Below are 12,485 nucleotides of genomic sequence, written 5' to 3'. Positions count from 1 at the left end.
GATGAAATTTACTGATATTTTTATCCGCCGTCCGGTACTGGCGATTTCGATCAGCCTGTTACTTGTTTTACTGGGCCTGCAGGGCTTAAGTAAAATGCAGGTACGCGAGTATCCGAGCATGACCAATACCTTGGTAACAGTTTCAACCGGTTATTATGGCGCAAATGCCGACCTGATTCAGGGCTTTATTACCCAACCTATTGAGCAGGCTATTGCTCAAGCCGACAATATTGATTTTATTACCTCACAAAGTTACATGGGTAATTCAAAGGTTTCGGTGTTTATGAAATTAAACACCGACCCCAGTGGCGCGGTTGCTGATATTCTGGCCAAGGTCAATAGTGTGCGCTCACAGCTGCCCAGTGAAGCCGAAGATCCGACCATTGATATGAGTACCGGTTCAACAACCTCGGTTATCTATATCTCTTTTTCCAGTGAGCAGCTTAGTTCAAGTGAAATAACCGATTACCTTGAGCGTATTATTAAACCGCAGTTATTCAGTATTAGTGGTGTCGCAAAAGTTAACCTTTATGGCGGCACTAAGTTTGCGCTACGTATCTGGTTAGATCCTGAGCGTATGGCCGGTTTTGGTTTAACAGCGACAGACGTTGTGCAGATACTGCAGGCGAATAATATTCAATCGGCTGCGGGACAATCTAACAGTTATTACACCCTGTTTAACAGTAATGTACAAACTCAGGTAAAAACCGGCGCTGAGCTGGAAAATCTGGTTATTGCCACGCGTGAAAATGGCAAGGTTATCCGCCTGCAGGATATTGCTCGAGTGTCTTTAGAGAAAAGTCACGATATTTATCGTGCGATGGCCAATGGTAATGATGCGGTTGTGGTGGCAATCGATGCAGCACCAACGGCTAACCCCCTTACTATTACCGCCGGGGTGCGCGAAATGCTGCCCGCCCTGGAGAAAAACAACCCCAGTTCAATACAAATGAACGTCTTATACGATTCAACTATCGCGATTGAAGAGTCGATATCTGAAGTAATTAAAACCATTGCCGAAGCCGGTTTTATCGTCTTACTGGTGATGATCCTGTTTTTAGGTTCATGGCGCGCAGTTATTATTCCTATTATTACTATTCCGCTGTCCTTAATCGGTGTGGTGGTGGTGATGCAGCTGTTTGGTTTTACCATTAACCTGATGACTCTGCTTGCTATGGTATTAGCGATTGGTTTGGTGGTTGATGATGCGATTGTGGTGGTAGAAAATATTGACCGCCATATCAAAGCGGGAGAAGATCCGTTTCGTGCGGCTATTCTCGGCACACGTGAAATTGCGCTACCCGTTATCTCCATGACGATAACGCTGGCCGCGGTATATGCACCGATCGCCCTAATGGGCGGGATCACCGGTTCACTGTTTACCGAGTTTGCGTTAACCCTTGCAGGGGCGGTGTTTGTCTCGGGTATTGTGGCGCTCACATTGTCACCCATGATGTGTAGCAAACTGCTTACCAGCAATCACCAGCCGAACCGTTTTGAGCGTACGGTAGAGTCAGTTTTATCCTCTATTACCAGGGGGTATTCGCGTTTATTGGATAAATTAATGACCCGTCGCCCTGCGGTTATCCTGTTTGCCTGTTTGGTTTTTATCTCCTTACCTTTTTTGTTCGGATCTATTCCTTCTGAACTTGCACCTAAAGAAGATAAAGGCGCATTAATGGTAATGGCAAAAGCGCCTGCCAATGCCAACCTTGATTACATCGAAAATAGCATGCGTGTTATCACCGGCGAATTAGCCAAGCAGCCTGAAGTGACCAGCAGTTTAGCGATGTCCGGTATTCCAAATTCCAACCAGGCATTTGGTATTGCGATCATGAAACCCTGGAGTCAAAGAGAGAAAGATCCTAAACAACTTTCAACCACTTTAACGCCCATGTTTAACAGCGTAGCAGCGGTTGCAACCACTGCCTTTCAGATGCCTGAATTACCCGGTTCATCGGGTGGATTACCGGTGCAGTTTGTGATCACCACGGGCAATCAATTTGAAAGCTTAATCAGTATCGCCTCCGATGTACTGGCAGCCACCCAGGCAAACCCTAACTTTGTTTACTCGGAGTTAGATTTGGCCTTTGATTCGGCGACCATGAACATCAAAATTGACCGTGATAAAGCCGGTGCTTATGGTGTCACCATGCAAGATATTGGTGTGACATTAGGGACATTAGTCAGTGACGGGTATTTAAACCGAATCGATCTTGACGGCCGCAGTTATGAAGTGATTGCGCAGGTGGAACGGAAATATCGTTTATCTCCGCACAAACTGGGTAACTTTTATGTGCGTGCTAAAAATGGCGATATGCTGCCCCTTAGTGAATTAATTGACATTGAAATCACTGCTGAGCCGCGCTCTTTAGCCCACTTTAACCAGCTTAACAGTGCCACTATTGGTGCGGTATTAGCCCCCGGGGTCGCCATGGGTGATGCGATTGACTTCTTTGATGGCATTGCAGAGACCAAATTACCGCAGGGTTATAGCCATGATTACTTAGGTGAAGCGCGTCAATTTGTAACTGAAGGCAGTGCCTTATACATGACTTTTATCCTAGCTATATTGATTATCTTTCTGGTACTTGCCAGTCAATTTGAAAGTATACGCGATCCGCTGGTTATTCTACTGACCGTCCCCCTTGCTATCAGCGGTGCATTGGTAGCGCTTGCCTGGGGAGCGGCAACCATGAACATTTATACTCAGGTTGGTTTGATAACCCTGGTGGGTTTAATTACCAAACACGGTATTTTGATTGCCGAGGTTGCCAAAGAAGAGCAGTTACATCATGGCTTAAATCGTATCGATGCAGTTAAAAAAGCCGCAACGGTGCGTTTGCGTCCAATATTAATGACCACAGCTGCGATGGTGGCAGGTTTAGTACCTTTACTCTTTGCAACGGGCGCAGGTGCGGTAAGTCGTTTCGGAATAGGTGTTGTGATCGTAGCGGGATTATCAATTGGTACTTTATTTACCCTGTTTATTTTGCCTGTTCTGTATTCATTTATTGCCAGCAAGCATAAGCCTGCGGAGATATTTGATGAAACGCTTGAGCATAAGGTAAAAAGCCACGAGTACTAATCATCACTGATTTAATTTAGTAAACTAAAAAGGCCTGACATTATGAATGTCAGGCCTTTTTTTGTTTTACAGGCTTGTGTAGACAGAAGATGACGGTATACGTACACACTCTTGAAACTGAGCCTTCAGGCTCGGCTTGTTATTTTGTCCGCCTAAAGCCGCGGGTCCAAAGGCAGATTCGGACAGACGGCTCGAACTGAACCTTCAGGCTCGGCGGTTTATTTGCAAATTTGAAATTTATAACAGCTGTGTGATTGATAAGTTTGTCCCGGTTGTAAAACACAGGACGCCTGCGGCCACTCGGGATGATTTGGCGAGTCCGGTAACAACTGCGTTTCTAATGCCAGCCCCGCGTGGTTATTATAGGGGGTATTTTTGCGGCTTGGATTACCGTCTAAAAAGTTACCCGTATAAAGCTGTACAGCAGGTGCGCTGGTAGAGACAAGCATACTCAGCGCATTATCGGGTGATACTAACTGTGCAACTGCCTGTTTACCGTCACTGCACTGAGGATCAATTAAAAAACAGTGATCGTAACCGCCAGCTAACTTTTGATCCGCATCTAACATAAAGTCCCGGCCTACTTTTTTACCGGTTAAAAAGTCAAACCCGGTTCCTTTGACCGTAGCCAGTGCTCCTAAAGGTATTCCCTGTGCGTCTGTTGGCAGGTATTGTTGCGCATTAATCTGCAGGCTATGCGCGAAACAGTTTTCACCCGATTCTGCTCCCGAGAGGTTAAAATAAGCGTGGTTTGTGAGGTTAACCGGACAGGCTTTATCACAGCTTGCCAAATATTCGATCGCGACTTCATTATCATCGTCGAACTGGTAACTTACACTCACAGTCAAATTCCCGGGAAAGCCCTGGTCGCCATCGGCTGAAAACAGCGCAAAAGTAATCTTGTTATTTTCCTGTTGTGCAACCTGCCAGCGGCGTTTATCAAAGCCTTCGCTGCCGCCATGCAATGTGTTTCCATTTTGGTTTGTATCAAGCTGATAGTTTAAGCCGTTTATTCCAAACTGCCCCCTATGAATACGGTTAGCATAACGCCCCACCGTTGCCCCCATATAGGCCGATTGCGCCAGCTGTTTTTCCATACTATCTACACCTAATAGTACTTCTCGCAGTTCTGTTGCTAATTGAATTTTACAGCTCAGCCAGGTTGCGCCAATATCCATGACTGAAATAGTTGAGCCGTGTTTATTAGTCAGAGTAAAAATTTTTGCTTTTTGACCATCAGAAAAATCAGTTTGAGTCATTTTTTGTAAAAGAGACATGCTTTTCTCGACCTCTATTGTGTACCAAATCAGCTGCACGACACAAAGCAGCATAAGTCATTTGGCTATAAATAAAAAAAGGGAGCAACTGCTCCCTTCCTGCTACTTTTCTTTATCAAAGCTCTACGGGCTTAAACAGCAGCTGCGCCCGATTTTGCCTGGCACACATATATTGATTCTTTTAATCCGGTCGCAGTCTCATATTCGGCCTCAACGGCTTTTGTCACCGCGGCCACTTTTTCAGGCGGCATTAAAGCCACGATACAACCTCCAAAACCACCACCAGTCATACGTACTCCGCCCAAACTGCCAATCTGTTTTTTAACAATTTCTACTAACAGATCAACTTCCGGTACCGTAATTTCAAAATCATCGCGCATCGACAGATGGGATTCTTCCATCAACTGCCCCATTAACATCAAATCTCCCTCTTTTAGGGCGATAGCTGCCTTTTCTGTACGGGCATTTTCAGTGATCACATGGCGGGCGCGTTTAGCAACCACGCCATCAAGCTCATTAATACGCTGCTCAAACTGCTCGATAGTGACATCCCTTAATGCCGGCACAGCAAATACTTTGGCCGCCTGTTCACACTGCTGACGGCGGGTATTGTATTCACTGTCCACTAACCCGCGCTTTTTATTTGAATTGATGATCATCACAACCACATCCTTCGGCATCGGGACTGAGGTTGTTTGCAAAGAGCGGCAATCAATCAATAAAGCATGGCCCTCTTCGCCACAGGCAGAGATTAACTGGTCCATAATGCCGCAATTACAACCAACAAACTCATTTTCTGCCTGCTGACCATTTAAAGCGATTTCCTGTTGACTGATATTAAGATTGTAAAGTGTTTTAAAGGTCTGACCAATAACCACTTCTAATGCGGCGGATGAACTTAATCCGGCACCCTGCGGTACATTTCCGCTGACAACCAAATCCGCACCGGCAAATTTATAACCGCGATCAAGCAAACATTTCACTACTCCGCGAATATAGTTGGCCCACATGCGATCTTCAAGAAACTCTATTTGCTCAGTAAGGTCAAACTGATCCACCTGGTTGCCATAATCAGCCGATATAACCCGCACAATATTATCGTTTCGCGGCGCCGCTGCGACCATGGTTTGATAGTTAATTGCACAGGGTAAAACAAAACCATCGTTATAATCGGTATGCTCACCAATCAGATTCACTCGTCCCGGTGCCTGGATAATAAACGCTTCTTGATAAGCAAACTGCTGCTTAAAAGTTTGTTTTACTTTTTCGATCAATGAATTTGAATTTGTCATGTTAATTTTCTCTAAGTTTTGAATAAACAGCTTTACGGATTACTGCGAAAATGAACGTCGCTGACTGCACGTAGTTTCTCTGCAGCTTGTTCAGCGGTTAAATCTCTTTGGCTCTCCGCCAGCATTTCGTAACCCACCATAAATTTACGCACGGTAGCAGAGCGTAATAGCGGCGGATAAAACAGCGCATGCAGTTGCCAGTGCTCAATATCGGTATCGGCATCTTTAAAGAAGGGTGCGAAATGCCAGCCCATTGAATACGGGAAGGAGCATTTGAAAAGATTATCGTAACGACTGGTCAGCTTTTTCAAAGCCACAGCAAGATCATCTCTTTGCGACTCATTTAATTCACTCATTCGGCGAATATGCGCTTTTGGCATCAGCATAGTTTCAAAGGGCCAGGCAGCCCAATAAGGTACTACGGCTAGCCAGTGTTCTGTTTCAACGACGGTACGTGAACCGTCCTGCAGCTCACTATTGGCATAATCAACTAACAGATTACTTTTGTTTTCCTGATAGTATGCTGCTAACAATCTGTCTTTTCTTTCAATTTCATTGGGTAAAAAGTTATTCGCCCAAACCTGACCATGCGGGTGAGGTTGTGAACAGCCCATCATGGCACCTTTATTTTCAAAAGCTTGTACCCAAACATACTCTTTACCAAGTTCATTTATCTGTTCATCCCAGGTATCAATAACAGCACGAATTTGAGTCGGTTCTAATTCAGGTAAGGTTTTGCTGTGATCCGCAGAAAAACAGATAACCCGGCTCAAACCACGCGCACTTTCCATGCGAAAAAGCGGATTGTTATTAACCGGAGCGTCCGGAGTATCCGTGGTCAGCGCGGCAAAGTCATTGTTAAAAACAAAGGTGCCTTTATAATCGGGATTTTTATCACCGGAAATACGGGTATTATTGGCACACAAAAAACATTCTTTGTCATAACTTTTAAGCACATTATTTTCAGGCTCTTCATCCTGCCCCTGCCAGGGACGTTTGGCACGATGAGGAGAGACTAATATCCATTGACCGGTCAGTGGATTAAAACGGCGATGCGGGTGATCAACCGCTCTAAATTCGTGATCCTGTGCAACTGAATGTGACATCTTTAAACCTTAATTAAATAATATAGAACTTCTTGTCCGGGACCTTCAGATTATTCTTGAGGTCCATAACCATTGGGATTTTGTGACTGCCAGCGCCAACTATCCTCGGACATCTCTTTTAATGTTCTGCTCGCTTTCCAGTTCAGTTCGCGGTTTGCTTTAGAGGTATCTGCCCAGCACTCGGCAATATCACCGGGTCGGCGCGGACAAATAGTGTAAGGGATCGGTTTGCCGCTTGCTTTAGCAAAAGCCTCTACCATCTCTAATACGCTGCTGCCTTGGCCTGTTCCAAGATTATAGATATGCAGGCCGGATTTAAATCCAACCGCCTTAAGGGCTGCAACATGTCCGTCGGCCAAATCCATCACGTGGATATAATCGCGTACGCCGGTGCCGTCGGGGGTATTATAATCATCACCAAAGACAGACAATTTTTCACGTCTGCCTACCGCAACCTGAGCAATAAAGGGCATCAGATTGTTCGGGATACCCTGCGGATCCTCGCCGATAGTACCGGAAATATGTGCGCCAACGGGATTGAAATAACGTAATAGCGTGATACTTAATTGAGGCTGTGCAGCCTGTAAGTCTCGTAGACACTCTTCAACGATATATTTACTACGGCCATAGGGATTAGTGGTTGCACCCGTTGGCGTCGATTCAGTAATAGGCATTTGCAGCGGATCACCGTAGACCGTGGCCGATGAGCTAAACAGCAGACTTTTGACACCCGCATTTTTCATTACTTCGGCTAATAAGAGCGAGCCGTGGACATTGTTATCATAATATTCCAGTGGTTTTGCAACGGATTCGCCAACGGATTTTAAACCGGCAAAGTGAATCACAGCAGCGATTTCCTGCTCTGCAAATATTTTTTCTAAAATCAGACGATCGCGCACATCTCCCTGATAAAAAACCGGTGTCGCGCCGCTTAAATCATGGATTCTTGATAACACTATTTCACTGCTGTTAGATAGGTTGTCCAGAATAATGGGTGTCATGCCCGCAGCCATCAGCTGAATGCAGGTATGACTGCCGATATAACCCATTCCACCCGTAATAAGAATTTTCATTTTTAACTCCAGTAATGTTGATGTGATGATATTAACAGCAAAAAGCATACTCTATCCGTGATCAAGATCGCAAGTGTAAACGTTTACACTTTGAGTTTATTTTTGTTTTTCTTTAAATAATGTTATTCCGAATAGAATATTTTTATTACAAAACTTAGGTTCTTAGATATAAAAAAACCGCAGCCTATTATTAATAGACTGCGGTTTTTGCTGAGACTATTCACAATAACGCAGATTAAATGCCGTACTGCTCGCGATAGGCTTTAACTGACGCAAGATCTTCCTGCATTTCTGAATTTTCTTCCAGATAAGTTATCAGGTCACTAAGCTTCACAATAGAAATAACTTTAGCACCATAGTCGCGCTCAACTTCCTGAATAGCAGAAAGCTCAGCCCTGCCCTTTTCCTGACGATCCAAAGCAATTAAAACACCCGCTAATTGTGCATGGTGCGCTTGAATAATATCCATTGACTCACGAATTGCGGTGCCGGCGGTGATCACATCATCCACCAGCATGATTTTACCCTGCAGTTCAGAACCGACTAAACTCCCTCCTTCTCCGTGAGTTTTAGCTTCTTTGCGGTTAAAGCAGTAGGGTATATCTAAATCGTAATCGTTAGACAGGGCAACCGCCGTTGTTGTAGCGATAGGGATCCCTTTATAAGCCGGACCAAAGAGCAGGTCATAGTCAATACCGGAGTCCATTAAGGCGGCTGCGTAAAAGCGCCCTAAACGCGCCAAATCACGGCCGCTATTAAATAACCCGGCATTAAAAAAATAGGGGCTGGTACGGCCCGATTTCAGGGTAAATTGGCCAAACTTTAAGACCTGTTTTTCCAGGGCAAATTCAATAAATTCTTTTTGATAATCTTTCATCTTTTTATTCCGCGTTGAGTGCTTTGTTCTGTTCCACAATAAGGGCATCGATTCCGCCTTTGGCAAGGCTTAACATGCTAAGTAGTTGTTCATGACTGAATGCGCCATCTTCGGCTGTCGCTTGAATCTCAATCAGACCACCAGTGTCGCTCATGACTACATTCATGTCTGTGTCGGCGTTAGAATCTTCGGCATAATCTAAATCACAAACAGGCGTACCTTGATAAATGCCGACCGAAACCGCAGCAATCATCTGCTTGAGAGGACTTTTCTTCAGTTTACCCTTTTTGACCATCCAATTAAGGGCGTCTGCTAATGCAATACAGGCGCCGGTAATGGCAGCGGTACGCGTGCCACCATCGGCCTGAATCACATCACAATCCACGGTGATCATATTTTCACCCATCGCCTTTAGATCAACGGCGGCACGCAGTGAGCGCGCAATAAGACGCTGAATTTCAAGCGTCCGTCCGCCCTGCTTGCCCTTTGCCGCTTCGCGCATATTGCGACTATGTGTCGCGCGCGGCAGCATAGCGTATTCCGCGGTCACCCAACCCTTGCCTTTGCCTTTTAAAAAACGCGGCACAGAATCGGAAACAGTGGCATTACAAAGCACTTTGGTATTGCCCATTTCAATTAACACAGAGCCTTCAGCATAGTCAGTATAATGGCGGGTGATTTTTATTTCGCGGTTTTGTTCAGGAGTACGATTACTAGGGCGCATAAATTAAAAAGCCTTCTTTGAAAATGAAGGCTTATTATAAGAGTAAAGTTAATAGAGGTCACGTTATACCCACATTACTTGAAACCGTAGCTTCAATGAATTTGGGTATAACTGCAAAGCAGAGATGATTAATGCTTAGGTAAACTGTCTATATTTGAAATTTTCACTTCATTTTTTAGCGCTAAGATTTCATCTTTTGAAAATTTTGTCCCCTGCACTTGAACAACCACGGACTGGGCATTTTTGCCATTAACCAAAACAGCCTGGAAAAAAGCCTTAACATCATTCAGAGAAACCGCCGATAAACTGTCAATATAAGCCTGCTCAGTGTCTATTTCCGGTTCCAGACTTAACCATTGATGACTCAAATAAGAAAACTCATCGGCAATCGAAGTGGGTTTGGCTAAATAATTAGCAAGCTGTGCTTCTTTAATAGCGGCAAATTCTTTCTCAGTGGTTTTATCCAGCTGTTTATTAAAATTTTGCAGGAAAACAGCAAAACGCTGATATAACAGTGCGTTGCTTAGCGTCGGGCTTTGGGTGAAAAGTCCGAAGGCCACATAATCATCAACTGGGAAAGTGGCACTAAAAGGCGAATAGCTTAATTGCTCCTGCGTCCTAATCTGATTATAAAATGCCGGTTGTAGCAATTTATTTAATAACTCCGCTGTGGCTAATGCTGCATCCCCTTTGAAATCAGAAAGATAAATACTCGCTAACGCGTCATCTTCCATTTTTGAGTTGATTTGATAGTTTAATGGCCCTTGCTTGAGATCCGCCTGAATACGTTTAATAGTATAAAAAGGTTTTGGCTGAACATTTACAATTTTGCTTAATTCACTATTCAAATCAACAACCTGTTGACGGGTTAAATTGCCCAAGGCTAACAGGCGTAAACGTGATTGAGACAATATTTGTTCAATAAAATGATCAATATCCACTAAAGTGATGCCTTCAATTTCAGCCAGCAGAGCCGCATCGGACCACGCCGGTTGACGCACTAATTGACGAAAACCAGCAAAGGCAAAATCCAGCGGTTTCATGGTCGCTTTATTACTGAACTGCCTCCTTATCTCCTGTTTGGCAAGGTTAAGGGTTTGTTCGCTAAATTGTGCGTTTTTAATCTCCTTTAAGACGGTGAGTAATAATTTATTCTGTTTATCACTGTACCCGGAGGTGCTGATTAACAAACCATTGGAATCGCTTAAAGCAAAACCTAAACCGGCCTCATTGCTAACAAAATGCAGCGCTGCAAACTGGTTGCTGAACATTTCCAGTAACAGGCTCATGGTGACTCGAGACTTAGGATTTTGATCGCTAAGGGCACTGTTTAAATGCAGCTTAAGGCTCGCTTTGGGCTCATTAAAATAAGCACTTTGCTTAAACCACACCGAATGTCCAGGTTGATCAACGAGATGCAGCGCAATATTCGAGTTGCCTTTGTCTACTAAGTTGAAATTTTCAGGTAACCACGGATTCCCAGCAGGTAAGGTTAATTTAATTTTCTGCGCTTGTTTTAACCAGCTTTGCTGAGTTTTTTTAGTGATACTATGACGCGCATATTTACCCTGATAATAAGGGATTTGTACTCCTTCCTGCAGATTCGGGATCATTTTAAATATACGGCTGTTTTCAGGGGTTAAATAAGTTAATAATTCGCTTATAAATTTTGTATTAAAACCGTCCAGACGATAGGGATGAAAAAGCAGATCTTTGTACGGGTATTGCTGCATATCAGCGGACAGGGTCATGACATAGTTAAAGCCGGAGTTTTTAGTTAAAAACTCAAACCGCCTGTCTAAACCACTTTTTTGTTGCTGATATTGCTGTTGATTCACTCCCTGTTTCTTAATTAACTCAATATAGGCAAATAAACTGGCTAAAATTTTATCCTGATCCTTTAAACCTGCTTTGGTCATTGCAAATTGCACTGAAAATTGTGAATAGTGCTCACTGAAAGAGTCGTAGAAACTTGTCATCACCGACTCTACCAAGCCTGCTTTTTGCAGCTGATCCGATAACCCGCCGTCATGATCCGAGCCTAATAAGCGGCTGATATAACCGCCGGGCTGGTACATATATTCATCTTTTACGCTCGGTATTAAAAAATTCACCTGTAATAATTTAATATCGGCCGTGGGTTTCATCTCGACACTGATAGCAAGCTCTTTTGCGGTTAAAATGGGACTCACGATCAACGGTTGAGTTGCGTGTTTGTTGGGAATCTGGCTGAGATATAAAAGGGCCATTTGCTCTAAATCATTGATCGAGCGCGGACTGGTTAAGGCCACCTTCATTAAATTAGCTGAATAATAAGTTTCGAAAAAATGGCCTAATTCATCCTGTAGTTTACTGCCGGGTTTATCTTTTAAGGTGTTTAAATTACCGCTGCTAAAGCGAGCAGCTGGATGCTTCGGATTTAAAGTATACTGCTGCAGCGCGTAAAATTTACGCATGTCGTTATCAAAATAGGTTTTGTATTCCGCGTTAACGGTATTTCTTTCTTTGTCCGCATAACGCTTATCCAGTAATGGGGCGCGCATTACATCGCCTAATCTGTCTAACGCTTCTGCAAAGTTATTATCATTGACTTCAAAACCGTAGACCGTACTCTCCTGCGCGGTATAAGCGTTAGTATAACCCCCGTGTTGAGTCATAAATTTACTGTATTCATTAATGGTCGGGTAACGCTCTGAGCCTAAAAATAACATATGCTCCAGATAATGAGCGAGACCCAGTTGCTGATCGGGATTATTTATACTGCCAATGGGCACAGATAAGGAGGCGGCGCTGTTTTTTAAATCCGGATCTGAAACCAGCAACACTTCCAGTTGATTCGCTAAGCGGATCACCTGATATTCACGGGCGTCATTCGGACTTTTAATGACCTCTGCTTTGAGTATTTCAAGCGAAGCGGAAGGCTGCTTCGAATCGGCATTAACCTGCGAAGAAAAACTCAATATGAGGCAAGAAACCAATACCGTTAGTCGATTATAATATGACATTATTTATTCTCTTGAATATGATAAATTGCAAAAAATCCCGGAA

8 protein-coding genes are annotated in these 12,485 nt (G+C 43.9%); 1 reads left to right on the top strand and 7 read right to left on the bottom strand.

All coding sequences use genetic code 11. The features are described 5' to 3' along the window. Position 1: 1 nt before the first annotated feature. Entirely contained in the window at positions 2 to 3,088 is a 3,087-nt protein-coding gene (locus ACJAZP_RS11980; protein ID WP_415230980.1) for a multidrug efflux RND transporter permease subunit, read from the top strand. A 218-nt stretch (positions 3,089 to 3,306) separates the two neighbouring features. On the opposite strand, the gene galM is transcribed toward ACJAZP_RS11980, so the two are convergent. The 7 genes from galM to ACJAZP_RS11945 all read right to left on the bottom strand — a co-directional run bounded on the left by galM (position 3,307) and on the right by ACJAZP_RS11945 (position 12,442). Further along, a complete protein-coding gene (galM, locus tag ACJAZP_RS11975) occupies positions 3,307 to 4,365 on the bottom strand; it encodes a galactose-1-epimerase (protein WP_415230979.1) in 1,059 nt (352 codons plus the stop codon). A gap of 131 nt (positions 4,366 to 4,496) precedes the next feature. After that, on the bottom strand, positions 4,497 to 5,657 hold the full coding sequence (gene galK / locus ACJAZP_RS11970; RefSeq protein WP_415230978.1) for a galactokinase: 1,161 nt from the start codon (positions 5,655 to 5,657) through the stop codon (positions 4,497 to 4,499). Between the two features lie 32 nt (positions 5,658 to 5,689). Next, positions 5,690 to 6,763 carry a UDP-glucose--hexose-1-phosphate uridylyltransferase gene (locus tag ACJAZP_RS11965; protein ID WP_415230977.1) on the bottom strand — a complete coding sequence of 358 codons (1,074 nt, stop codon included), beginning with the start codon at positions 6,761 to 6,763 and terminating at the stop codon, positions 5,690 to 5,692. A 50-nt stretch (positions 6,764 to 6,813) separates the two neighbouring features. Beyond that, the gene (galE, locus tag ACJAZP_RS11960) at positions 6,814 to 7,836 is read right to left on the bottom strand and encodes a UDP-glucose 4-epimerase GalE (RefSeq protein ID WP_415230976.1); all 1,023 of its coding nucleotides are present in this window, start codon (positions 7,834 to 7,836) and stop codon (positions 6,814 to 6,816) included. 235 nt (positions 7,837 to 8,071) lie between these two features. Beyond that, positions 8,072 to 8,713 (bottom strand): orotate phosphoribosyltransferase, encoded by a 642-nt coding sequence (pyrE, locus tag ACJAZP_RS11955; protein ID WP_415230975.1) that lies wholly within the window; start codon positions 8,711 to 8,713, stop codon positions 8,072 to 8,074. A gap of 4 nt (positions 8,714 to 8,717) precedes the next feature. Continuing rightward, a complete protein-coding gene (gene rph / locus ACJAZP_RS11950) occupies positions 8,718 to 9,437 on the bottom strand; it encodes a ribonuclease PH (protein ID WP_415230974.1) in 720 nt (239 codons plus the stop codon). Positions 9,438 to 9,565: 128 nt separating this feature from the next. Then, positions 9,566 to 12,442 carry an insulinase family protein gene (locus tag ACJAZP_RS11945; RefSeq protein WP_415230973.1) on the bottom strand — a complete coding sequence of 959 codons (2,877 nt, stop codon included), beginning with the start codon at positions 12,440 to 12,442 and terminating at the stop codon, positions 9,566 to 9,568. Between the last annotated feature and the right edge of the window lie 43 nt (positions 12,443 to 12,485).

The sequence above is a fragment of the Psychromonas sp. genome, from assembly GCF_047632955.1.
Classification (GTDB): domain Bacteria; phylum Pseudomonadota; class Gammaproteobacteria; order Enterobacterales; family Psychromonadaceae; genus Psychromonas.
The sequence above is the reverse complement of the archived record's forward strand: the minus strand, read 5'-3'. Positions and strand labels throughout refer to the sequence as shown.